24 protein-coding genes and 1 other RNA gene are annotated in these 25967 nt (G+C 37.7%); 2 read left to right on the top strand and 23 right to left on the bottom strand.

Annotated features, from left to right (window positions below; all coding sequences use genetic code 11):
• Positions 1-59: 59 nt before the first annotated feature.
• The 5 genes from EIH20_RS01630 to EIH20_RS01610 form a co-directional block, all read right to left on the bottom strand.
• Entirely contained in the window at positions 60-242 is a 183-nt protein-coding gene (locus EIH20_RS01630) for a hypothetical protein (protein WP_124057618.1), read from the bottom strand.
• Positions 235-804, bottom strand: a complete 570-nt coding sequence (locus tag EIH20_RS01625; RefSeq protein ID WP_124057617.1) for a DUF3278 domain-containing protein — start codon at positions 802-804, stop codon at positions 235-237. Before EIH20_RS01625 ends, EIH20_RS01630 begins: the two co-directional genes overlap by 8 nt.
• Complete coding sequence (locus tag EIH20_RS01620; protein WP_124057616.1) at positions 801-995, bottom strand: helix-turn-helix transcriptional regulator; 195 nt, start codon at positions 993-995, stop codon at positions 801-803. Before EIH20_RS01620 ends, EIH20_RS01625 begins: the two co-directional genes overlap by 4 nt.
• A 192-nt stretch (positions 996-1187) precedes the next feature.
• A complete protein-coding gene (locus EIH20_RS01615; RefSeq protein ID WP_124057615.1) occupies positions 1188-2945 on the bottom strand; it encodes an ABC transporter ATP-binding protein in 1758 nt (585 codons plus the stop codon).
• Positions 2945-4693: an ABC transporter ATP-binding protein gene (locus EIH20_RS01610; RefSeq protein WP_124057614.1), complete on the bottom strand. Its 1749-nt coding sequence runs from the start codon at positions 4691-4693 to the stop codon at positions 2945-2947. The genes EIH20_RS01615 and EIH20_RS01610 overlap by 1 nt, the downstream gene beginning before the upstream one ends.
• Before the next feature lie 392 nt (positions 4694-5085).
• Here EIH20_RS01610 and ssrA point away from each other — a divergent pair.
• Positions 5086-5454, top strand: a transfer-messenger RNA (tmRNA) gene (gene ssrA / locus EIH20_RS01605).
• A gap of 201 nt (positions 5455-5655) precedes the next feature.
• On the opposite strand, the gene EIH20_RS01600 is transcribed toward ssrA, so the two are convergent.
• The 18 genes from EIH20_RS01600 to EIH20_RS01515 form a co-directional block, all read right to left on the bottom strand.
• Positions 5656-6165, bottom strand: a complete 510-nt coding sequence (locus tag EIH20_RS01600) for a hypothetical protein (protein WP_124057613.1) — start codon at positions 6163-6165, stop codon at positions 5656-5658.
• Between the two features lie 134 nt (positions 6166-6299).
• Positions 6300-6611 (bottom strand): type II toxin-antitoxin system HicB family antitoxin, encoded by a 312-nt coding sequence (locus EIH20_RS01595; RefSeq protein ID WP_241152360.1) that lies wholly within the window; start codon positions 6609-6611, stop codon positions 6300-6302.
• 342 nt (positions 6612-6953) lie between these two features.
• A complete protein-coding gene (locus tag EIH20_RS01590; protein ID WP_124057612.1) occupies positions 6954-7901 on the bottom strand; it encodes a hypothetical protein in 948 nt (315 codons plus the stop codon).
• Between the two features lie 743 nt (positions 7902-8644).
• Entirely contained in the window at positions 8645-9241 is a 597-nt protein-coding gene (locus EIH20_RS01585; RefSeq protein WP_124057611.1) for a hypothetical protein, read from the bottom strand.
• 130 nt (positions 9242-9371) lie between these two features.
• Positions 9372-10064, bottom strand: coding sequence for an SGNH/GDSL hydrolase family protein (locus tag EIH20_RS01580; RefSeq protein WP_124057610.1), 693 nt, complete (start codon positions 10062-10064; stop codon positions 9372-9374).
• A 178-nt stretch (positions 10065-10242) separates the two neighbouring features.
• Positions 10243-10689: a DUF4429 domain-containing protein gene (locus EIH20_RS01575; protein ID WP_124057609.1), complete on the bottom strand. Its 447-nt coding sequence runs from the start codon at positions 10687-10689 to the stop codon at positions 10243-10245.
• A 265-nt stretch (positions 10690-10954) separates the two neighbouring features.
• Positions 10955-11536, bottom strand: coding sequence for a uracil-DNA glycosylase family protein (locus tag EIH20_RS01570; protein ID WP_124057608.1), 582 nt, complete (start codon positions 11534-11536; stop codon positions 10955-10957).
• Between the two features lie 145 nt (positions 11537-11681).
• Entirely contained in the window at positions 11682-12383 is a 702-nt protein-coding gene (locus tag EIH20_RS01565) for a CPBP family intramembrane glutamic endopeptidase (RefSeq protein WP_124057607.1), read from the bottom strand.
• A 15-nt stretch (positions 12384-12398) separates the two neighbouring features.
• Positions 12399-13493, bottom strand: coding sequence for an ABC transporter permease (locus tag EIH20_RS01560; protein ID WP_124057606.1), 1095 nt, complete (start codon positions 13491-13493; stop codon positions 12399-12401).
• Positions 13494-14645 (bottom strand): ABC transporter permease, encoded by a 1152-nt coding sequence (locus EIH20_RS01555; RefSeq protein WP_124057605.1) that lies wholly within the window; start codon positions 14643-14645, stop codon positions 13494-13496. It abuts the gene before it with no gap.
• Between the two features lie 11 nt (positions 14646-14656).
• Entirely contained in the window at positions 14657-15598 is a 942-nt protein-coding gene (locus EIH20_RS01550; RefSeq protein WP_124057604.1) for an ABC transporter ATP-binding protein, read from the bottom strand.
• 187 nt (positions 15599-15785) lie between these two features.
• Entirely contained in the window at positions 15786-16433 is a 648-nt protein-coding gene (locus tag EIH20_RS01545; RefSeq protein WP_124057603.1) for a response regulator transcription factor, read from the bottom strand.
• Positions 16434-16436: 3 nt separating this feature from the next.
• Entirely contained in the window at positions 16437-17582 is a 1146-nt protein-coding gene (locus EIH20_RS01540; RefSeq protein ID WP_124057602.1) for a sensor histidine kinase, read from the bottom strand.
• Positions 17583-17698: 116 nt separating this feature from the next.
• On the bottom strand, positions 17699-18589 hold the full coding sequence (locus EIH20_RS01535) for a GIY-YIG nuclease family protein (RefSeq protein ID WP_124057601.1): 891 nt from the start codon (positions 18587-18589) through the stop codon (positions 17699-17701).
• Positions 18590-18634: 45 nt separating this feature from the next.
• Entirely contained in the window at positions 18635-21796 is a 3162-nt protein-coding gene (locus tag EIH20_RS01530; RefSeq protein ID WP_124057600.1) for a type I restriction endonuclease subunit R, read from the bottom strand.
• A gap of 11 nt (positions 21797-21807) precedes the next feature.
• Entirely contained in the window at positions 21808-23049 is a 1242-nt protein-coding gene (locus EIH20_RS01525) for a restriction endonuclease subunit S (RefSeq protein ID WP_124057599.1), read from the bottom strand.
• A complete protein-coding gene (locus tag EIH20_RS01520) occupies positions 23039-24634 on the bottom strand; it encodes a type I restriction-modification system subunit M (RefSeq protein WP_124057598.1) in 1596 nt (531 codons plus the stop codon). The genes EIH20_RS01525 and EIH20_RS01520 overlap by 11 nt, the downstream gene beginning before the upstream one ends.
• A 9-nt stretch (positions 24635-24643) precedes the next feature.
• On the bottom strand, positions 24644-25198 hold the full coding sequence (locus EIH20_RS01515; protein WP_124057597.1) for a restriction endonuclease subunit S: 555 nt from the start codon (positions 25196-25198) through the stop codon (positions 24644-24646).
• A gap of 150 nt (positions 25199-25348) precedes the next feature.
• Between EIH20_RS01515 and EIH20_RS01510 the strand changes: the two genes are divergently transcribed.
• Positions 25349-25912 (top strand): restriction endonuclease subunit S, encoded by a 564-nt coding sequence (locus EIH20_RS01510; RefSeq protein WP_164470835.1) that lies wholly within the window; start codon positions 25349-25351, stop codon positions 25910-25912.
• Positions 25913-25967: the final 55 nt, after the last annotated feature.

The raw sequence follows: 25967 nt of genomic DNA, 5'->3' as shown, positions 1-25967 counted from the left end.
TTCGGTTATTTTATTTAGAATAAGATTGCTTATTCTCCAAATCTGAGTTCAACTCAAGCTTATTTCAGTTTATTTGATTGCCGCCAGCGCCCATCACTCGGTAAGCAAAGGGAGATGACCCAAAGATTTAGGCCGATTGATAGATAGAACAAAGGCGGCGGACTTAAAAGATATTCAACTAAACAAACACCCATTAAGGAAAAGGCTACTCCTTTTAAGCCCATGATATGTTCTTTAGTCACGTTCAATCTCCTCCCTCTTTTCGGCGACTTTTTGCTTTTTCTTAAAATAAATAATTTGAAACAAGAACATTAACAGACCGAAGAAAAAAGTTTGCAAGAGACCCACGCGAATATTATGAGCGGATAACAAATAGTCGGTAAACGAGTGTTCTTGTTCAAAATGAGTGGCCATCAGGGCATTATAGACAAACATTAGTCCCCCATATAACAAACTACCGATCAAGGTTGACCGAATCATTTTCTTTTTGATGGCTGGTAGATTCACTTCCTCTAGCTCAAATTCGGTTACTTGACTCTTTTTGCTTTGCCAAATGATATAGACCGACACGCCGAAGATCACCACAAAACTATTAACCATAATATAAATCCATAAAGTCACTTCTGGATTAATGAGAGCGCCAAAGACCGCCATCATGTTAGCTATTAATAAATAAGCCCATAAAAACATAAAAGCTTGATTACCTATGCGGTTAATTTCTTGATAGCGATATTCATCTAAAGGTCCTTGAATGCCATAAAAATGTTTCATAATTTTAATAGACCATGTTTCCTTTTGTTTCATTCTGATTCCTCCCAAAATAACTGATTTAAATCGGTCTGCAAGGTCTTTGCTAGCCGAAGACACAAATCCAAGGATGGATTATACTTATTATTCTCGATTAAATTGACCGTCTGCCTGGCCACGCCAATTTCTTTAGCTAATTGAGTCTGCGATAGCGCCAAGCGTTCGCGATAGTATTTGACTCGATTCATAATATCCTCCTCTTCTGTTTTGTCACATATATGTGACTATAATTTAACATGGCTCATATGAACTGTCAAATATAAATGACACCTATATTATTAAAATTCACTAAAAAAAACCAGCTTTAATTGGAATAGACTTCCAAAAAAGCTGGCAAAACAGTTAAAACCTAAGTCTTAATTATTAAATTCTATTGCGAACTAGGCTGAAGCTTGAGACACCTTGGCTTGAAGGCGATACATCTGGGCATATTGACCATTCAGAGCCATCAGGCTCTCATGATTACCCCGTTCAACAATTTCTCCTTTGTCCAAGACTAAGATTAAATCTGCCGCCTGAATGGTCGATAAACGATGGGCCACAATAAAGGTTGTCCGTCCTTCCTTAACGATATTCATGGCCTGTTGAATCACTTCTTCAGTTTCCGTGTCAATATGCGAGGTGGCTTCATCTAAGATCAAGATTTTGGGTTGACTTGCTAAAGCCCGAGCAAAGGAAATAAGTTGACGCTCACCTGACGATAAGGACTGCCCTTTCTCAATAACGGGCTCGTGGATGCCTTTTTCAAACTTAGCTAACATTGGGCCAGCCCCCACTTTAATCAAGGCTTCTTCCACCATCTGATCACTGATAGCTGGGTCGTTCATATGGACGTTGGAAGCCACCGTCCCAGTAAAAAGATAAGGCTCCTGCAAAACAATCCCCATCTGTTGCCGAACAGACGCTCGTTGACACGCTTGAATATCTTGACCGTCAATCAAGATCTGTCCTTCCTGAGCATCATAGAAACGGAACAAAAGATTAATGATCGATGATTTGCCCGATCCCGTATGACCCACTAAGCCCACTGTTTGACCTTGGTCAACAGAAAAATGTATATCTTTCAAGACCGGATGGCCTTTTTCGTAGGCAAAATGAACCCCTTCAAAGGCCACTTTCCCCTTACTAACTTCTAACTCTTTCCCCGACTGGTCTTCAATCGGTTGATCGAGCAATTCAAGAACCCGTTGACCAGACGTCATGGCCAATTGAAACAAGGCAAATTGACGGACTAGCATAGCTAGAGGCCCAAATAAACGAGAAATATAATTCATTAAGACGAAGAGCGTCCCCGCCGAATATACCATTTTGACTTGATCATATTGAATGCCGATATAGAGCAATAAGCAAAACATAACGATATGTTCCAATAAATCAGCAAATTCCCAAGACAAAGGCGAGTCTAACTGCAACTTCTTAATCCCCGTCTGCATCCAGATCTGGTTTTGCGTTTGGAAATCATCATAGATGGCTTCTTCTTGATTAAAGGCTTGGACAATTGCGACCCCTTGTACGATTTCAGCCGTTTGACTATTGAGTTCACTAACCGTTTCGCGGAAAAGATTATTTAAAGGCGTCGCCTTCTTAGTGTAAATATATTGCCAAAGAATCAGCAAGGGAATTAAGGCCGTCAAGCCAAATCCTACTGGCAAACTGACCCAGCAAGTTGCCAAGTAAATGCCAATCACTTGGATAGCGTTTAACAAGGCTTGGGCCGTAAAATTATGATAGAAGTTCTGCCGTAAAGACTCGGTATCGTTGACTATGCGCGCTGCAATCTTGCCCGCCGGTTTATTATCAAAATAGGAAATCGGTAGCTTTTGCATATGTTCATGAGTCTGATCGCGCAAGATTTTACTTACTCGGTTGGAACCAACCCCCAATAAGTAACTAGCCAGATACCCCAGACCCGCACTCAAGCAAACACCGCCAACATAGTAGGCAAACAAGCGAATCAAGTCACTTTGATTGATAGCCTGTTTATGCCGGACCGCTCGCGAAATAGTATCAATCATGAGCTTACCTAAAGTAGGTAAATAGACCGACAAACCAACCGATACCAACAAAAGAAGGAAACCAAGCAGATAAATACGCCATTCATAACGCAAATAGGCGACTAAGCGTTTAAAAGTTGTCATTATTCTCCCTCCTCTATTTGGCTAGCATCAGCCAAGGTTTGTTGCCGGTATTGTTGATAATACCAGCCCTGTGAAGCTAAGAGTTGATCTGGACGGCCGGCCTCTTTAATTTGACCTTGATCCATTACTAGGACTAAATCCGCATGGGCCACCGCTGAAAGTCGGTGACTTATAATGATAGTCATCTTTTCTTGGCGAATTGTCTGAATATTCTCAATGATGGCTCGTTCAGTCTTGGCATCTACCGCCGACAAGGAATCATCAAGGATTAATAGTTCTGGATCACGTATAAGGGCGCGGGCCATCGAGACCCGTTGCTTTTGTCCACCGGAAATGGCGACCCCTTTCTCCCCAATCATGGTATCCAAGCCATGAGCCATACGGGTAATATCCTTACTGAAGTCAGCCAAACTAATGGCCTGCTCAAATTCTGCTTCACTCGCATTCGCTTTACCAAAGCGGATATTATCGCGGACCGACTTTGAAAAGAGGATATGCTCTTGAGGTACATAACCAATCTGCTGTTCAAGGGCTTGGAAAGCATAGTGGCTGATATCCTGGCCGTTAATTAAGATAGCTCCCTCATGGCTAAGCGGATATTGACAGAGCAACTGGCGAATCAGACTCGTTTTACCTGCCCCGGTTCGTCCCACAATTCCTAGGGTCTGTCCTTGTTCAAGGACAAAGGAAATAGATTGTAAACTAGGCTCCGTTTTCGTTGGATAAGTAAAACTATAATTACGAAATTCTAAGCGCTGGATGGTCTCCAGTTGGCTTTGACCCTGGCGACTCAAACCATCTTGGCTAGTCATTAAGTCTTCGATCTTTTGATGCGAAACTTTGCCTTCTTGATAGACTGCTACCAAATCCGACAACCCCCAAATCACATTGCCTAAAATACCAATATAAATTTGAAAAGAAACGACTTGACCAACACTGAGTTGGTGATGGCTGACCAGATAGCCACCGAAGGCCAAACTAATCGCCGTTGACAAGCCGGTCATCAATTTGGCTAAGTTACTAAAAGACGAGCCAACAATAATCAGGTGGTTGGCCTTATCAAGGACTGACTGGGTCTTTTGGCGAAACTGCCCCTGCTCCAACTCAGCATTCCCATAAGCTCGCATCACCCGAACCCCATCGACCACTTCTAGCACCTCATTAGATAATTGAGCCACAGCTTCACGATTATCTTCGAAATATTTATCGTAAAGCATGCCCAAACGATAAAAGGCATAGCACAAAATAATCAAGGGAATGACGCTAACCAAGGTCAGTTGCCAGGAGATGGCGATACACATAATCGCCAACAACGAGATGGCCCAAGCGATATTAGAAATAATAATCATAAAACCATAACCAATGGTCGTGCCAAAGGAATCAATGTCATTGGTCATCCGCGTCATCAAGTCACCCGACCGAAATTGCTCATAGAACGGCGTGCGGAGTTCTAGCAACCGCCGAAAAATTTTACTACGGATTTCGGCCTGAAATTTGTAGGCCTGTCCAAAGAGCAAAATAACCCAGGTCACATCGACTAGATATAAGAGCAAGGAACTACCGATAAAGATAGCCAACAGCTGATACAAACGATCGATCGACAATGTTTCTTGGACGACCGCGTCGACAAAGCGCTGAATCATCAAGTTCGGCACTAAAGCAATCAGAGATGACGCCAACGAGAAAAGCGTCACGATTGCATAGACGACTGGATGTTGCTTAATATACTTCCATAATGCATTTAACATAAGTACCCTTCTTTCTTCCTTCACCGTAAATTTAGGCACAAAAAAGCCCATGCTCACAAGTCTCGACTCGCAAACATAGGCCTACTTCGTTTCTAAATAAAGCGCGTCACGCTAGACGTGACTTGACTATGCCAAAGTATTTACCGTGAAAGGAGTCTTATTCATGTTGAATTTTGCTACTAAAGTGATAACGTTTAACATGGTGCATGCTCCTTTCTTAAAAATTAATTAATAACTTGTTTATAGAATACAATATCTTACAAAAATTGTAAACTAAAAACTGACAAGTTGATGAGAAATATTTTAATCACTTTAACTCAGCCCTCTCAATTTGACAGGTGGTCTAGTCGTGATATAATAGACTTTACCCTTAATATAGGGTCTATATTAACGGGGATGTCATTGGTTTCGACAGGTATTGTTCGAGCTTTTGATGCGCCAGGAAGGCAGCGACTTCCTAAAAACGCTACAGTTTAAATATAACTGCAAACAATCAAAACAACTCTTTCGCTTTAGCAGCTTAATAACCTGCGGGTGAAGATCGCCCTGGCATCGCCTATGTGCTCAGGTAGCGGTCTCAAATTTAGTAGGCTACGGCTGACCTTTCCGTCTGCAAGTTCAGCAAGAGATTATCAGACTCGCAACAATGGATGCCCGTTTATTGGCTACATTGGCGCTAACTCTAAATAGATAAACTATTGGCGTAGATTCGATTGTGGCGAGATATTTGGACAGGGGTTCGACTCCCCTCATCTCCATAATTTTACCCCTTCAAAATGTTGTTAAACCAACATTTTCATGAAAACAAAAATAATGAAGGGATTCGGACCACTTTTTTAGTACCTTAAATCACTACTAAAAAGGGGGAAATAAGTTTTATCGATAAATTGTACCGGATTAATGTAATATCAAGGTAAAAGAATAGATTTAGTAAAAAAGACTAACTCATTTGAGCTAGTCTTTTATTTAATTATTGAAAAACCTGTAAACTGTAATATTGCTGTTATTGCTGCTAATAATTCGATTAAAGTTACGAATAAATGCCATAAACTATTATCTAAATTTGAATTTTCACCATTTATTTTTTTCTTTTTCTCTTTAACAACTTGCTCGATTCTTTTAAATATTCCAGAATATATAGCAAATAGACCAAAGAAAATAACAAAAAACATACCAAATTTAAAAAAGGTTCTAAAGTAATAAGGTAAACCTTCTCCAAAAGAAAATGTAAGAAAAAACAAAGCTACATTCCCTAAACCTATCCCAAAATCACCGAGAAATCCATTACGTGTTTCATTAATTTTATTATCAAAAGTTGAAATCCAAAATAAACTAAGTATTAAAAAAAGTTTTGAAATTATCTTTGGATATAAGTTCATCACGACAGATGGAAAGAAATATATTAGCCAGGATAAACTAAAAAAAGATAACATAATTCCAAAATTGGTGGCATTATCTGTCTTGTTTTTCATTAATCATCTTCCTTATTTGATTAATCACTATGTATAAATATAGCGATTATTTTTATTTTACGCCAATAGTTTACTTTCTAATGCCTCTATTAAAGTAGCAGAGAAATTGATTCCCTTCTCTTCTGCCATTTTAGCTAAATATTCTGGATAGTTGTATTCTTTTTTACTGTTTTATGGTTCATTTTCGAACGATATTCTTGCAAGTCCAAATTTACTAATACAATCTGTTTTCCTTCACTTAATTTGATATCACTATTTAATGTTCTTGGTTCAGGAATTTCCTCTTTATCGAATAATGCTAATCCTAAAGCGTCTTGAGCGTATTTGAAGGCTTCGTCTAGTGTTTCTCCAAATGTAATAGCTTCTGGTACATCAATGAACTGTACGTTGTACGCATCACCATCATTAGTAAAGATAGCAGGATAAAATACTTTATTATTTTTCATATTTACCACTCCTAAATTTAGCATCAACAAATATCCTTCCTACTGATTAAACAATACGCCTAAGGCGCATTATATTCAATAGATAAAAGAAAAGACTACTAAATTCATAGTAGTCATAATTTTTATAAAAACCTACTTATTCAGCAATGTATTAGCAAAGTAAAAAATAAGAGGCATCATTAACGCTACCATTGCTATTAGCAGAATCACTTTTAAAATTCCATACCATTTGAAATTGTCTTTTTTCGCCTTCGCTAATTTGCTGACTATAGCAAACACTATTAACAAAAAGAATTCTGCAAAGAATAGTATAAACATTGTTGACATAATAATTACACCTAATTAATATCCAATAACTGAATCAAAGCTAGCTACGCCTTGACTAGCAGAATATAAAAATTTGTCAGTATTAAAAGGGTTAGTAACATATAAATCTTTAGAGGTCATATCATATATATCACTTGAAAGCGCATCAAAAGCTGATGTCATTAAAATCCATTCAGTTTTGGATTGCTCATTACCATCTAAAGCGGAACCAACTATTTTTTTAAAAGTATCTACTTGTAAGTCTAAAACATATGCATCTAATGAACTATTATATGTTATAGAAGAACCTTCACCAAAATATTTTTTAGCAGCTTGATTAAGTTTAGCTTCATTGCTTTTTTCTTTATCATAATTATTTGTTTGGCTATTTTTATTAAGTTGTTTATCGTCTTCTGAAGTGTCTGAAGAAGCAATTTCTGAATTATTAAATCTTTGGTCATCTTCTTTTAAAAATAAAAACAAGGTTAGTTTATTAGGTTCTGTTTTTGATTCCAGTGCAACAAAGAGCTCTTTTTCACTTTTTATAAAAAGTATTCTAAAACCATTCTCTTTAGAATCAATATAATACTCTTTTCCTGGGGTAAAAACTTCTAATTCTTTTTTATCTCTTTTAATGTCATTTATTTTATACATGGCGAAACTATTATCATTATAAAAGTTTATAGCATGTGTAGATTGCGAATTTAATTTAGTAACATAACTTTCTTTGAATAAATCTTCAATATTATCTTGTGAATATATCACCTTCATATATTCAAATAAATCTTGATTAATTTCAACATTTAAAAAGTTTTTAATATATTTTTCTTGAGAAGCTTTATCGTCACCAATAGCATCATCTCCAGGGGTTACGCTTAAAGTACCATAAACCTTCCAAGTTTCAAAATCTTCACTTTTGGCAATTACTTCATTATTAGGAATGCAAAATAATAAACATAATAGAACAAACAAAAATTTTTTCAAATTCGTTTCCTCCAAATTAACATTTAGTTAATATTCATTATAAAGCGTTTTTTTTTAATTTATATCCTTATTTTTTATATTTTTTTGTGGTATAATAGAAATGATTTTCGGTTCGATAAAAAGTCCGACTCCCCTCATCTCCATTTTCACATAATAGTCATTTCTACTCGTTAACGAAATGGCTATTTAACAACATTCTTTATAAAAACATTTCTACTTATACCACCTGTTTTCACATGCTCAGGAAGTCAAAGTGGAAGTCAGTTATATAAACCCGTTATTTTGTAAAAACATAGCAATGTGACCCCCGAAAGTAAGTTTTTAACTTTCGGGGGTCACAACATTTTTGGCTACTTCTCTTTGAATAGTCCAAGACTAAATATTAATAAATGAAACGACTGTGTAAAAAATTATAGGCAAAATTAACGCTACCATTGCTATGATCAAAGCAACTTTTAAAATCAAAAACCATTTTGAATAATCTTTATTTGCCTGTTGTAATTTATTTATGATTAACAAAGAAACAAGTAAAAAGATTTCGGCAAAAATTATTATGAATATAGTTGACATAATCGCACCCTTACAAATTAAAATTATTAACTGGATCAAAAAACTTATCTGTCTATGTAAATATTTCCTATAAAATATGCGGTACCCCAAAAATTAGCCTAACCGCTAACTTTTGGGGTATATCAGCTTGATTAATTACTAACAAGTCATTTTTTATTCCTATGCATTGACTCCTATTGATTTTCGCCTTTATCTTTTTCCATGAAGATACCCACTAATTCCGAATCCATTGAGATATTGACAGTTTGAACATATTTTTCATCTTTATCTGGATGAGACCATGGGATAGTGGTACAGACTACATCACCAATTCCTTTAAACTCACGAATGAAGAAGCTGGCATTCTCATAATCTGGATTAAAGCCTAAGTCTCTGACTGTTTTAATAGTGCCATCGAACATGTCGATAGCTTCTTTATTCGTCATCTTAATGTCTTTAAAAATCGTTTCGTTCCAATTTAAGTCACTTTCTTCTATGAAACCATTATTAAAGTTGGCAGCCATAGCAACGCCTTCCGCCCCATGCTTTTTCATAGCTTCTATAAATTTTTCTTGATCTTCAGGAGATATCTTATCCCCAAAGGTCCACTCAACATTTTCTAAACTAATATCATCCGGTGTTACTTTTTCGGTCGATGTACTAATATCTTTTAAGCCAGTCGATTCCGTTTCTCTTGCTTGAATCGTTGGAACTGCTGCTAATGTACCAAATCCAAGTACCCAAACCGTAGCTAAAGACAACACACTTTGCAACCGCTTACTTTTCATCATTTTTTAAGCTCCTTTTTAAATTAATGTAAGTCTCTTAATTTAATTATAGCAAATGTTTTAGGTAAATTATAGCGATATAGCCTACGCACGGGCAATTCTAGCTAATCGCACTCGCATCGATTTGTTAAGCCTATTGGGTAACTTGCTCATAAAGATATTGTCCCATAGCCAGATGCCCTTCTTGATTAGGATGGACACCATCGAAGAGCAGCTGATCGGCATTGGCAGCTTTAATCGGCCCCTCATGGTAAAGATCAATATAATTCAGCTTTAATTCGCTAGCGACTTTTTTCAAGCTGGTGCACAAGTCCTCCATCCGTTTAGGTGACCGACTAGGCGTTGTCGTATAAGGTGGGCTACACAGATAGAACTGGGCTTGGGGAAAATTAGCCTTTAAAAATTGGATGATTTGCTTGAGTGCTCCGATGGTTTGATTAGGTTGATTGCTGTATTGAGTAGAATAACCCATAGCTATATCATTAGTTCCGCCCAATAGAACAATCTTTGTCGCATTTGTAGGCAGCTGAACTTTATGATGCACAACCAGATCATCATACAAGGAAGGAATGCCGCTATGAGCTGGGCTTTGTTGATAGGTTGCCCCACTCACTCCATAGGAAGTCACCTTTAGATTATGCTGACGAAAGACCTCTTGATAACCTACTATTTGTTGACCCTGACTATAAGGCGGACGAGTCCCATCCGCTTCGGTAATAGAATCGCCAATAAAAATGATAGTTGCTTCTTGAGCCTGGACTGAATGACTCAAACACACAACTGAAACACACAAAAAATAAATCAATAAATTAACCCAACGTTTCATAAACCAACCACCTTTTTACAATAATCTTTAACAATACAAAAAACATTATCCTAGGATACCGTAATCAATGCCTTGAATACGAAAAAATACCACTGGAAATCCAGTGGTAGAAGCGAATCATTTTTTCAATTATACCAAAAACAATACTAAAAGTAAAAAAGTAAAAGTTGGAATAAATTTATTTCATTAAATTTTTTTTATAATCTAAAAATTCAGTTTCTGTAATGATACCACTTTCTTTTAGTTTAGCTAATTTAATTAATTCGTCACTTAAAGAAGTCGATTGAGAATTTGAATGCTCATTATAGTTGTCAATATATTCTTTAATTTCTAACATATCCTTATAATATTTTTTCTTGAATAGTACAGTATTTTCATCGTAAACCGCCCCAAAAAGACCTTGTTGCTTATTACCGTCTCCAATAACTCCAAACTGAATATATCCCTGTGTAAATCCAGGTTTTTTGATTTGGACCGAGGTAATATTTTTAATTTTAATTGTCTTTGCCCCACTTAACCCTTTATTAATTGTATTTATCAGTCCTTTTGGTTGTATGGTTAATTTATCATTATCAATAACGATTAATGTTTTTCCAGGTGATTTAATATAATACTCTTTCTTCATTCCTTCAAACCTCCATATTTTTATGATTTTTAAATGGATAATAATTTTCTCTATTTTAAAAAATATTTATGAGAATACTAAAAATCCGGTACTGCTTTATTTTAATTCGCAAAAATTGGATTTTCAATAAAAAAATTGCTAAAATCAAATATTTATAAATTTTCTTCAAATAAAAATTAGCTGTTACAAACAAAATAATATTTCCTTCACCCATTTTCGAATAATAAAAACCTCTTAATCAAATCTTTTTTTATCTTTCTATTATTCATCTCAGTATTTGCCCCACTACTTCTTGTAGAACAGGCACCACCTCAGCTAAAAACCAAGGATTCTTCTTTTGCCAACGGATATTGAGTGGTGACGGATGCACCAAAGGAAAGTATCTTGGCAAATAATCACAGTAATGGCGGACGGTTTCCGTAAGATTCACTTGACGGTCTTTGCTGAGATAATACTTCTGGGCATATTGGCCAACTAGAATAGTCATTTGTAACTGAGGCATTAAGGCCAAGGTCGCTGGATGCCATTTAGCCGCAAAGTCTTTGCGAGGTGGTAAATCGCCGGACTTGCCTTTACCAGGATAGTAGTAATCCATAGGCACATGAGCCAGCAAGCCAGAGTCATAGAAAGTCGATTCATCAATGCCCAACCATTGACGTAAGAGATCGCCACTGCGATCATTCCAGGCCTTGTTGGACACTTGGGCAGCGATACCTGGGGCTTGACCTACAATCATGATTCGCGCTTGGGACGGCGCGACAAAGAGTGGTTCATAGCCTTGGCGGGTATAGTCTTGGTTGGCTTCATCAGCCATAATCTGAGCTTTTAAACGTTCAAATTCTGTCATCTCATCCCCTCCTAGCTCGATTTTAACCATAATGAAGTTAAATTGACAAGCAGATGACTCGCCAGCTCATCTCATACAGTCTTTCCCCACCAACAAAAAAATAGCGATCTTATCTAAAGACCGCTATCTTGTATCCCTTCGATTCCTAACTCATCAACATAAAGAGGATGGCTAAGCAAGCACGGATATTGTTGATGAGATGGACAACCATGGAATCTTTAATATTGCCTTGACGGTGATAGGAGGCAAAGAGAATCAGACCCATCGGTAAGTAAAGCAAAAATTCATACAAATTGGTGATGTGAAGCACCGCGAATAAAGCTGAAGTCACGATTCCTGCCCAGATAGTTTGGTTTTTATTAAATAATTGGTGATTGATTAAACCGCGGAAGACTAATTCCTCCACTATAGGAGCCATAACCCCGATGCCTAAGATAAAGGAAGCCACTAAAGGTAGTGGAGCATCTTTTAATTTTAGAGCAATCTGTTGGATAGCTTGGTCATTAGCCGACGACGCTTGCCCGGTTAATTTCTGCAATAGCAAGGTTCCAGCTACCGCTAACACAAAGGCCAGGACCGCCCAGCCGAAATCAATCAAGAAGTCGCGGCCACTTAAGCGAGGACTTTGAACGAAGAATGAGGCATGATAGTGATGCCATAAGAAGGCAATCACCCCGCAAGCCACGAGGAACCAAACCCCGCATCCTAACCAAATATGCATGGTACTTAACTTATCTTGCTGCATAACCATAATCATTGGCGGCGTGTTCACGATCATAACAAAGATAATCAATCCCAATGACTTCAAAATATTTCCTACTTTGTAACCTGATTCTTGTTGTTTCATTATATTTCTTCCTTTCTATTCTTGAACGTATTTTTCTAATTGTAAACTTCCTGCCGTAAAGAGGGCACCTGTCATCAACAGAATAATCAAAACACCAGGAAAATATTGCCCGCGGTCGAGAATCTGAACCATCCACGCAAAAGGTGATAAGAACCCTAACTGATGCCAGATTCCCAAGGCTTCTTTCTGACTGATAAAGGCCAAGCCTAAGATAAGCAACCAAACTAACGTACCCAAACTCATACATAATTGCGGATCTTTGAAAAGTCTAAACAAAACTAAGCCTAAGGAACAAGAAAATAAAATAGCTAAGAGGATTAATGTTAGAGCCTGACCCATATAGGCTAAGGGAAAAGCATAATAGACTGCTAAAACACCCAGAAATAGCGCATTAACCAGCAACATAAAGCTAGCATTGGCTAAGAGAAAAGCTAAGGTTAACTGCCAACCCGGCAAAGCCGAAACTAAGGACCGACGAAGGCTACCATCTTTCTTGAAAGTAACTAAATCCACCCCAACTACAATACCACTTAATAAGATGTAAACGAGTAACAAGACAACTTGACTCAATCCTTGCTTGTCTCCTACTTCCTTACCTTGCTCAATCACCTTCACTTGGGTCTTCAAAGGCTGTTCAATCATATTGGGGTTAAGCTTCTTAGCCTTGAGCTGACCCGTTAAACTTTGCTTAGCCACCCAATCTCTAAGTAATTGTTCGAATAGTTGTGATTGTGTTGCCTTATCACGCCGGAAAACTTGGATAGCTGACGGATGCCCTTCTTGAAGTATTTTGGAATAATGAGCCGGTATGACATAGACTACTCCAGCCATCCCACGCTGAACTTGCTTGATGGCTTTAGCTTGATAAGTCAGTGGTTTAACATTGAATTCTTGCTCATCCAACAACTTGCCAAGGTCTTCATTTCCCTCAGCTAGAAGGATTACAGTCGCCGTCGGCGAATCCTGATTGGCCGAGCTAGCTTGTTGATTCGCATCCAAGAAGATAAAGAGACTGACGATACAGGCCGGCAACAAGACCATGCTGATTAAACTCGAGGGTTCCTTAACCAACCGTCGGATATGAAAATAAAAGAAGCGAAGAGCATTCATCTAGTAGGCCTCCTTTCTTCGAATCACAGCAATCGAGGCTGCAAATATGAAGCCCGATATAACCAATAAGATAGCCAAAATAGGTAGAATGGCTAGTCCAGCTTGACCATTATGAATAGCTAAGAAGGGTTCAATCAAACTTGATTTCAACCAGTTCTCCTCAAGAAAGTTCAAGGACGGTAGATTAGCTAAGCGATTGAGGGGTAACGCTCCTGTGAAGACTAACATAAGGAGTGAATTAAACATATTTAAAGCAGCGGCGGCTTTCTCGACAAAGAAATGACTTAAGAGTTGGGCTAAATTAATGAAAAGAAGGATAAAAGCCATACTAACTAGGAGATAAGCCAACCAAGACCCTTGAAAGACCGTTGGATCCAGCCCTTTCCATATCAACATATAAAGCTGAACAAACAAAGTGTAGGTAAGAAGATCCGAAAGGATCATCATGGCTTGCTTGCTGACTAAGGAACCAGGCAAGAGATTCAAACGCTTATAAAAAGCCGAAAATTCAGGTTTAGTCGCCGAAACAAGCATATTGTTAAAGAACATCACGAAAAGAAAAGCTAGATAAACGATGGCAAAATATTGGTGGCTTGTCGGCGCTTGCCTGCCATCGACTGATCGATGCTGAAAGACTAAGTCTTGGACTGCTTGGCGACTTTTCCGGATCATAGCTTGCGCTTCTTCTTTTGACCCTGTCCCTTCGACCAAAGCTTGCTCTTGCTCTTGAACTTGAAGCAACTGGTTGAGCAAATCTTTAAGCAAAACTCCTTCCCATTGGGAGGCATTCTTTGCCAAAATAAGTTTGATTTGACTGGCCGCTTGCTTATCTTGCAAGGAACGACTGAGTGTTTCAGAAAAAATTAGGGTAAAGTCGGCCGACTCCTGGTCCGTAGTCAAATCAATGACCCCCACTTGATCCAATTGTTTGAAAGTCGAGACTAGACTGGCCCCAACCGGTCCTCGGTCTTGATTGTTAAGCTTAACAGCAATATGAAGTTCCTCTGGTTTAACCGCGTACAAATTTTGAAAGGAACTAGCCATAAAGAAAGAAAGGACCAAAGGCATAAGTAGAAAAGCCAAAGCCAAAACGGGAAATTGCTTCATTGCCAACAACAAATTGGCCTTTAACCCTTGGATAAATACCCGCATCTCTACCCCTCCTATTCATCACGTAGTCGCTTACCGGTCAATTGTAAGAAGGTTTCTTCCAAGGAAATATCTTCTACATAGATTGACTTAATCACACAGTCTTGAGCTTCTAGACACTTAATCAACTTCATCATGGAGAAGATAGTCACATCTACTAAGAGACTGACTTGATTCCATTCACTCTGCACTTCTTTGATACCATTGTCCTGAGCCATTAATACTGCAGTCAAATTGGCAGGAACACGATCAATTTCAAAGCGGATCCGATTGGACTGGCGGACTAAAGCCTTGACCTGATCTTGAGTACCATAAGCTACTTGACGGCCTTGATCTAATAAAAAGATTCGATGACAGAGCGCCTCCACTTCCTCCATATAATGAGAAATATAGAGAATGGTGGTGCCAGATTCATTCAGCTGCTTCAAGAATTCGAAAATGCGTTGGCGCGACTGAGGATCCACGCCCACCGTTGGCTCGTCCAAAATCAAGAACTCAGGATCATGCAAGAGAGCCGCTCCAATATTCAAGCGACGCTTCATCCCACCCGATAATTCCTTGACCTTCTTCTTGGTTGCATCCTCTAAGCCCATAGCCTGGAGAATTTGGTCAATCTTATCTTTGAGGGATTGGCCACTCAAACCATATAAACAAGCAAAATAATATAAATTATCATAAACAGTTAGATTCTCAATTAAGCCAATATCTTGAGGAACCAAGCCAATCTTCCCGCGGATTTGAGCCAGATGGCCTTTAATATTCTGGCCATCAATGACGACTTGCCCTTGGTCGGCTTTAATTAAACCCGTAATAATATCAATCAAGGTCGACTTTCCTGCCCCATTGGGCCCTATCAGACCAAAGCGTTCACCCTTCTGGATCTCAAAGGAGACATCTTGGAGGACTTGTTGTGTCCCATAAGCTTTGCTAATATTGGTTACTTTCAAATAGGTCATCTTCATTCCCCTTTCTTTTACAAGTCTTATTATAGTGGATGAAGGACTTAGACCCTAGTCCCCCAAGTCACGAGTGACCATGACTAAAGTCACGATTGGCAACAAATTAAGTCACCCTTGTCCACCACCATACATGCAAAAAAGCTCCCATCACTCATAGAGTATGGGAGCCATTATTTATTTGTACTTAATTCAAATGATGTTCATGGGCAAAGATGGCCAGTTGAGTGCGATCTCGAACGCCAACTTTCAACAATAATTGACTGATGTTATTCTTAATGGTCCCTTCTGACAGGTATAAGCTTTGCGCAATCTCCTTGTTGTTATAGCCTTTGGCCACTAAGCGAAGCAATTGTCGATCCTTAGCTGACAAATCGAGGTCAGCTGGTAAAGAAGGTTTTGTATCTGCCGCAGGCATGGTCGTTATCAAATTAGCCGTCACTGTCTGATCCATCACAATCTTGCCGCTTAAGGCCAGATGGATACCATGATGTATTTCCTGATAATCGCTATCTTTCAAGAGATAACCGGCGGCTCCTAGTTGCATAGCCTGGGTGATGTAGTCTCGGTCTTGGAAAGTCGTCAAGATTAGCACAGCAATTCCTGGATAGGCTCCTTTAATCAGACGCGTCCCTTCAATCCCATTCAATTGAGGCATACGGATATCCATTAAGACGACATCCGGTTGATGTTGACGGCACAAATCAAAGGCTTCTTGGCCGTTGGCTGCCAAGCCCACTACTTGGATATCTTGCAGACTCTCCAACATAATCTTGAGCCCATCACGAATTAAGGGTTCATCATCGGCAATCACTAATTTTATGAAGTCTGTCATGGTTTAATTCCTTTCCTTAAGACGAGGTAGCACAAGACGGGTGGTAAAACCCTGACCGACTTGTGACGAAAATTGCACTTGCCCGCCCAAGCTTTCTAAGCGTCGACGCAGGCTGGCTAAGCCCATATGGGGTTGAATCGTCTGGCAACCTTGGCCATTATCTTGAATAGTTAAGACCAATTCTTGTTCAGCAAACATCAAAGTTAGATTGACTTGACTAGCCTGCCCGTGCTTCTGGGCATTGGCAATCGATTCTTGGCAAGCCCGATACAAGGCCTGATATTGAATGGGGTCCACATCCCAAGTCGCTTGATTATGGCGAAAATCGACCTTGAGACTCGAATTAGTCGCGACATTATCTAGCAAAGCCTGCAAACCCTCAACCAGAGATTGGTCCGTATGATTCAAAGGCTTGAGATCATGGATTACTTGGCGAACCTCTTGCAGTCCTTGACTAGCAAAGTCCTTAAGTTGTAACGCCATCTGGGTGACCGTCGGATTGGACTGCTCACTCAACTTAGCGATCGCCCCTAATTGAACAATAATAGTCGATAAGCTATGGCCCACCGAATCATGCAAATCACGGGAAATTCGCTGGCGTTCCGCTTGGATATATTCCTGACGGATAGCAAATAAGTCTTCTTCCTGGGCCCGCATCTGATCTTGCAAAGCCAGCGCCATGGCCGCTTGTTGCGCCCCTTGGCTTTCTTGATGGGCGAGACACTGAGTCCGGGCCCACCAAAGCCAGATAGCGACGAGCGCCATGGCCACTAAAGGAGCCACCGACGCCTGAGTCGTCACAAGCTGATACGCTGCTAACCCCAGCATAGCCCCATTAATCAAACCATAGACCAAACCACTGCGACAGACCGTCACCGCCCCTAGCATTGTGAGCACCAACCCCAGCCATGACAGCTGGTGCAAACTAAGCACCAGACCTGCTAAGATTGCCACATCACCACAGAAAGTCAGCACTTGCCAAGTCGGCCGACTGATCAGAAAGAGACGCAATTGAGCCACAATAAGCCACAGCAAACCAAGCGCCAAATTCAACCAGACCGCTTGTCTCCCCTGAGCCAACAACAGCAACTCAACCAGAAGCCCCACCATGGCCCCGGCTTGCATCCCCTTAACCTGCTTATCTACCACAACACCCAACCCCTTCCATACAGGGATATTCTAACATAATAATTCAATAAAAAAATAGGACAACTCACTCTGTTGTCCTATTTAATATTGCCTACTATTAAATAATTAAACCCATCTTATTTTGAATTTTCAGCTTCAATTTCATCCAACATCTTTAACGTTATTCCATTTTTATTTTTCCAATCGATTCGACCATTGGACGCCATTCCTAATACAAAGTTAGAAGCATAGGATGGGCTAGCAAATAATTGATTTTTCTGCAAAATACCATTTGAAATTTCACCAGTTAACATTAACTGTTCTCTTAAAGCTTGGAGAGATTTCGGCAGAGAATCCGAATCGATCATCTCAATCATACTGCCCTTTAATACAACAAAGCCTTCGCTGGTTTGCTTACACATTGCATGAATTTCCTGATTTGATTTTTTGCTTTTTCTTTTCAGATAAAATAACTCGCCATCAATATTATTTTCAACCAAAGGATTAACCAACGGAATAAAGATCTTATACCCCAAGACACCTAAAACAATCTTTGAATATTCAATAAACTCGATTAACTCTGATTCTTTCTCTTCTGTAACATTGCCAATATTGGGTTCATTGGAATTTCTAACAATATAACGATCATTTTCTCGAGCTAAAAGAGTAAATTTATTTTCAAGATAACTAATTTCGGTTGGACCAAAAGAATTGTTTTGTGTAGTCAGCATCACAACTTCACTAAAGTAATTTTGATCTTTTAAATGTTCAGAAACCCGATAAAGGATGCCTTCTCCGTTTTTTCGAATTCCAGCTTGGCCAATATAAACTTCTTCTTCACCACGATCATTTTTGCCAAATAAGAAATAAACACCGCTCTGTTTTAAGTCTCCTCGATCTTTACATCGATCAAGGGCCGGACGGGGTATTTTAAAAGCCAAGCCTGTCCAGTTGGATAAGGTACACTTTATCCTCCCTGTTACTTCCCCATCCATTAAAAACAGATTGAAATTCTTCGAAGTACTCATCTTACACCTACCCATTTTAAGAATTGTATTTTCTATTCAATTAATTTATCTCAACTCATTTTCTAATGGAACTAAGCTATCTTCAAGTAATGTACGCCATGCTTTCTTAGCTTCTTGCTGATATACAAATGGATTCGCTCCTTGTTTCTGTTGCTGGTAAGACTTGAAATCTAAACTATCCAAAATCCGATCTAAATTAGGAAGATCATCCATACCGCTAATATACTGCAAAGCGGACGTATGAAGTTCCTTAACCGAGGCAAACCATTGTTTTGCGAAGTCATTTATAAACTCTTCTTTCTTCACATAGAAAAATCTACGCTTAACACTAAATACACTCTCATCCTCTGAGATTTCACCCTCGTCATAACTATTCAAGATACGGCGGTAAACTGATTTAACAATTTCTACTTTATTCAATTTTTGTAGAGCATCTTCAATTTCTTTGCGTGCACTCGTATTGTTAGCCGAGTAATCTCCTAATAATTGATCGATAAAAGCCGAATCAATATCGTACAGTTTTACAGATGAACCGGAGAAGAATTCAATCTCAGCTAGAAGTTTTACTGGTGGAACGTCTGGCCCAATTTCCACTATTACTGAAGCTTTTATCGTTTCATATTGACCTTGATTCGTTTCAATTAATTTTACCTGGCGTTGGACTTCCTTAGAAAGTTGAATTTCATCATTAAATTCATCATAGGTTATCACTGCTTCATAAGCTTTAACGAATTGTTGATAGTTTTTCATATAGTCAATTCGTTGTTCTAAAGGAGAATGTTCGTCAACATCGATATGTTCTAATAAGAACGAATGGAAATTCTTATAGGTTTGTCTAAATTGTTTCTTCGATGCTTCGTAAGTTGGATAAATTAAACCAGAATCTTCTTTCGTTTCTGAATATAGACGAGTCGCATTAGCAACATTTTGCTCCATTGTAGCTGGTTTGCGGAAAGTAACGATGAGTCCTTTTTTCTTACCCGGATAGGTTCGATTAGTTCGGGAGAAAGCTTGGATTAAACCAGCATATTCTAGATTACGATCGACAAATAAGGTTTGAATTGTTGGCGCATCAAATCCTGTTAATAACCGGTCAACGACAATGACCAAATCAATATGATTACCAAATTTTTGGAACTCTGCTTTCTTTCGAGCCAAGCGGTTATTAATATCGCCATTATATCGATTCATCTCCGCAATCGACCAGGAAGTTTGATAGTACTCGTTATAGTCATCAATAATCTTTTGCATCTCGGCTTGCTGTTCCGCCGCATTATTTGCATTCTCTTCTAAGGAATAAGTAATCGCAATCCGAGGGAAATCAGGATCATTCATGGTGCGCCCCTGTCGAATAGCTTGATCAGGAAATTGCTTAACTAACCAATCTGGATCACTCGTAAATTCTTTGATCGCATGATAATAGCGTTTGGCCATATCAATCGAACTTGTCGTTAAGATGGCTGATTTGGTTGGTTTACCTTCTTTAAAATCAAATTTCATATAGGCATTGTCCGGACGGAGGATTTTTTTGATAACATCATAAATATGCTCATCTTGTTCATATACATAGGATCCAATGCGTTCTTCTTTTTCAATAGGATCCATCTCATCAATCTTTTGATTAATCGCGTCGTCGGTATAGGACGCATATTTCTCATCAATTTTAAATTCACTATAAATACGATTATCTAATGACGTCTTCTCTATCGTGTCTTCGTGTTCAACTTGAAAGCCTAGAACAGCTCCATCTTCCAACGCATTTTTGATTGTGTAGGTGTGAAGAACCGGTCCATATTGATCAAAGGTGGTACGGGCGAGTTGTCCCTTGGCTTGCTTTTTGTTCTCTTCGAAAATTGGCGTGCCCGTAAATCCAAACCATGTTGAATTCGGGAAGAAGGCCTTAATCTCATTCATATTTTCCGCACTTAAAGCCCGGTGGCATTCATCGACAATAAATACGATATGTTGACCCATTAGTTTTTCATAACGGTTTTTGCCACTAGCCTCTTCTTGTTTTCGCGCATATTTCAAAGCAGCATCTAATTTCTGCCGAGTCGTGACAATCACAACATTTGAATTTGCGTCGGCTAATAATGCCTTACTCAATTCTTGTGCGCTACCCGTACCCACTATCAGACTATTTTCTTTGGAATTCCCTGAAGTAAGTCCGGTATTAAATTCAGAGGCAAATTTAGTAAATTCACTGGTCGTTTGGTTATCCAAATCTTTACGGTCCACTAACATGATGGTACGGTCAATGCCCGTTTTTCGAGCTAAAAGTTTTGTGGAGACAAAACTGGTTAATGTTTTACCTGAGCCCGTCGCATGCCAAACATAACCCGACTGATGTTTATTGGCCGCAACATACAAAGCCTCAATCGCATGAATCTGATAGGGATGTAGAACCATCAGAACCTTATTATAATGATCATCACTTACAATAGTATAAAGAGAAATTAACCTATGCGCTTCAGGTATAGTGAGGGCTTGCTTACAAAATTCATAGAGATTATCAATTTTCTTATTATCTTTGGTTCGCCAACTAAATAAGAACTTCTCGTGCATATTTTTAGGCAAGGCATTAGCAAAGTATCGTGTTGTTTGTTCATTCGATACGACAAATAGTTGAAGAGTAGAGAAGATATTATTTCTGAATAGACCTTCTTCAGCATATTTCTTAATCTGATTGAAAGCTTGGAAAACTCCATCTTTAGCCGTAACTTGTTTTAATTCAATTTGAACGATAGGTAGGCCATTGATCAGGAGTGTTACATCAAAACGTCGATCCCTAGCACTTTCACGACTCTTTTTAGTTGCAATCTGATTGACCACTTCATAAGAAGAAATACCTCCGGCAACATCACAATTTGAAAAGAGGATTAAAGACATTGATCCGAGTCTAATATCTTCCCGTTCAATCGAAATTCTAGCTATTCCATTCTCGCCTTTTAACCATTTTGCAGCGTCAAAAGGGGTTTGAGTTCGTGATAAGAGTTCAGCTTTAATTTTTTCAAATTCAACATCCGTTAAAGGATGTTCGCCGATTTCAGAAACATTATTTTGACAAATCTTATTGCGTAAATTTTGCCAAAGATCTGCCTCAGACTTCAAATCATCCCGATAAGTCCATTGATTATGTCCTTCACCTAGAACTCTTATTAATTCACGCTCTACCGCTGCTTCATCTAAGTAGCTAATTTTTTTCATAGCTGTTCTCCTTAAACAAACATTTTTTGTAATAAAGCTTTCTTCATATCCTTCAAAATATCCAACTCACGTTGATGAAGAGTGATTGAATTTTCTATTTTTTCAATTAACTGGCCGATATATGTTTGCTCAGTTTTCTTCGGTACACTAATTGTCCATTCCTTTAATTCCGAAATTGGAACTAAATTTACCATCGCTGAACCTGGATTTCTTGAAGTTAATCGTCTTTGAGTCTCTTCACTTTTTAAAAAATGTAAAAAATACATTGAGTCAGTAATTGAATGATTTATCCTTAATCTTATTAAAGCTTGATTAAAAACCCCTGGTTTAATTCCAGATGGTACCAGCGAAATCCTTCCAATGGTTCCAGCACCACTCATGATAAAGTCACCAGGTTTAATATGGAATTTTTTTAATTCATAGAATTTTTCCTTACTAATATTATAGCGTGTAGTATATCTATCATATATTGCGTTTTGCTGCTCATAGACAACAAATTCTTCATCAGAAACAAAGAATTCTTTTTTTAGCGCACTACCAAATGGCCCTCTCCTTAACCCTTCATCTGAATCTAATAAATAATTCAACTTACGCTGTTCCCAATCGTCAGTAAATCCAGCAAATCTAATACGCGGAACCGTATTTTCTCCATCTGGAAATAATTTTTGAAGCAAACCTTTCTTCATTTCTTTTAAAATCTCAAGCTCTTTCTGATGAAGAGTGATTGAATTATCAATTTTTGTTAATAAAAGTCCTATCTCCTCTTGTTCATATAAATCTGGAATTAATAAATTTTGTTTTTTAATATCTGAAACAATTAATGTTGTCATCATAATTGTCTTAGTAGTTGATTTCACTAAAATATGCTTCATAATTCCCTCATAATTTATATAGTATCTCATAAAATCAATTCCAATTTTTTGTATTGGTTCAAACGTGATAAAAACGTGAGAGACAATTCCTGTTCCAATATTATTAAGTACAAATCTTCCATATGAAAAATCTTTTGATTTGTTTCCTTCAAAAGCAATATCTCCATATTTTAGAATATTATATGTTTTTAAATAATCTTCAGAGGTATTATTCTGTACATTTTTAAATTTCATATTTGCTACAGAAATAATATCATTCTCGTTATAATCTAAATTTTTATTTTTATTAGACGTATTTTTCCAAATGTCACCAAACTTACGCTGTTCCCAATCATCCGTAAATCCCTTAAAACGAATTGCCGGTTTTTTCTTATCGGTCATAACTGAACACCTCTAATGCATTTTTTAGCCACTCTTCGTTTTCTTCATCAGCAACTAAAGAAGTCATCATGTCGTAGATTTCTTTGCGAAGGGCTTCTTTTTCTTGGCGAATTTCTTTCAATTGGGAATTTAGCGCAACCATATCAATAGGCTCTTCCTCTTCAAAAGTATCCACATAGCGCGGAATATTCAAGTTATAATCATTTTCCTTAATTTCTTCAAATGAAGCTAGATAAGCATACTTATCTATGTTTTCACGGTTCTTATAGGTTTCTACAATTTTAAGAATGTTTTCCTCTGTTAACTTATTCTGATTTTTTTCTTTCACAAAATCATTGCTCGCATCAATAAATAAGACATCGCGAGTTGTTCTATTTTTCTTGAGGATAATTACAGTTGTAGGAATAGAAGTGCCGAAGAACAAGTTTGCTGGCATACCAATGACGGTATCAATACTACCATCTTCTAATAATTTCTTGCGGATAATTCCTTCTGCTGCTCCACGGAACAAGACACCATGTGGCAAGACGATTGCCATCGTTCCCGTCTCTTTTAGATGATAAAAACCATGTAGTAGAAAAGCAAAATCAGCTTTCGATTTAGGCGCTAATTTACCATATTTATTAAAACGCGAGTCATCCAAAAAGCTATCATCTGCCGACCAATTAGCTGAATACGGTGGATTCATCACGACTGTATCAAAAGTATAGGGTTCATCACTAGGCCAGTCTTTATTCAAAGTATCATCATTTCTTAATCGCATCCGTTTGCTTGAAACCCCATGAAGAATTAGATTCATTCTAGCCAAGTTGTAGGTTGTGGTATTCAATTCTTGACCATGATAGGTGATATTTTCTGGATAATTGATATGGTTAGACACATTGAGCATTAAGGATCCTGACCCCATCGTCGGGTCAAAAACAGAGAATAATTCTTTGTCTTCTTGCCCTATTGTTACGATGCGTGCCATCATATCCGATACCATGTGTGGCGTATAGAATTCCCCTGCCTTCTTCCCTGCTTGTTCAGCAAATTGGCTGATTAAAAATTCATAGGCATCCCCTATCACATCCCCCTGATGACCAATAACATCAATGTCATCTAACTTTTTTAATACCTCTGTAATCGTAATGTTGCGTTGTTGGTCATCTGATCCAAGTTTATTTGAATTTAGATCGATATCAGAAAATAAGCCATTGAACTGTTCAAATTCTGCAGATAAAGCATTGAAAGCTTTCTTCAAATCATCTAATTGGAAGATTTGCTTTTTGGCTTGATTTGTTAGCACATTAAATAAATAGTCAGGTTCAATATAATACCCCAACTTATCAATCAGCGTTGCACGAACTGCCTCCCTACTGCTTTCATCTGCTAAAATTTGTTTATACAATTCTGTCTGTTTGTCTGGAGTATCATATTCTTCCAAGGATTGATAACTAGTTTCTACTACTTTAATCAGTAATTTATCTGATAAATATTTGTAGAAAATCAATCCTAATAAATAGTTTTTGTATTCTGAAGCATCCATCTTACTTCTTAAGTTATCGGCTGCGCTAAATAATTTTTGATTCAATTCTGCTCCCATATTGGTTCCTCAACTTTCGTATTTTGTTAAAATATTCGTCATTAATTTTTGCTGCAAACTACTTTCTAACTCTGATAGATAGGCTAGTCGATTCATCGAAAAGTAAATATGTCCTAACAGCTTTTGTTTTTCTAGTTCAATAAGTTTTATATCAATCTCACCTAGTATGGAAGGTGTTAATTTAGGCACCGTACTCCCCTGCATTTGTTTATACATTTGCTTTTTAATTAGTTGAGACTCATTAAGAATAAAGCATACATATTTTGAATCAACGTCCCCTGTTTGTGAAACTAACTGAACAAAGTTTTGATTAAATAATTTGCCCTGATTGGCCTCACTGACAACCGAGGCTTTGGAAGTTGCCAGATTGTATAATATATCCCCTTTTCTCACTACAAAACGATTTTCAAACTTAATTTTGCTTACTGAATTATCATTTGATACATGACAAAGGTCATTAATGATATCTTCATTTGAATAGACTTTTTCACCATCATAAGACTCTTTATTTAAGCGAGTAATATTCATTCCCGCATTAATTAAAAATATTTCGTTTAGTTTCATCAAACGCCCCTTCTTTGTAATTTAATAGAATTACATATGTAACTATCATTAGTTTATCACATAAACCATAAAAATCAATATGTAATTCTATAAAATTACAAAACTCAAGAAGCGTTTATAACGCAAAATGAACTTTATTGGGAACAGCGTGTGTTAGAAAAATCAGCAAGATTTAGAAAAGGGATTGGGTATTCAAAGTCTGATTTGATAAAAGAAGGGAGTCCAATAATATTATATGGTCAGCTTTATACAAATTATGAAACAACCATAAAGACAATTAATACTTTTGTAGATGAAAAAGAAAATTCTATAATCAGTCATGGTAGAGAAGTAATTGTTCCTGCTTCGGGTGAAACTTCAGAAGATATTGCGAGAGCTTCAGCTGTTGCAGTTGAAGGAGTTTTAATTGGTGGAGACATAAATATCATTGATCCTGATCCGACTATTAATTCTACATTTTTAGCATTATCACTTTCTAATGGAAGAACGAAAAAAGAATTAGCAAAAAAAGCTCAGGGTAAGTCTGTGGTACATATCAGAAATGAAGAAATAAAAAAATTGAATATTTTATTCCCAATCAAATCTGAACAAGAAAGATTATCAGATTATTTCTCTAATCTTGACACTAATATCACTCTTCATCATAAAAAGTATTTTGACACTATTTTCCCCTTGAAAAATAGATGTATTTCAAAAAAATTAATATTTTTTTGAAGCCTGTCTCGGTTATTTTATTTCAAATATTATTTCTTGGGAACAACGTAAGTTA

It is taken from the genome of Vaginisenegalia massiliensis (assembly GCF_900604935.1).
GTDB lineage: Bacteria > Bacillota > Bacilli > Lactobacillales > Aerococcaceae > Vaginisenegalia > Vaginisenegalia massiliensis.
Note: the sequence above shows the minus strand (reverse complement) of the source record. Positions and strands in the feature narration are given on the sequence as shown.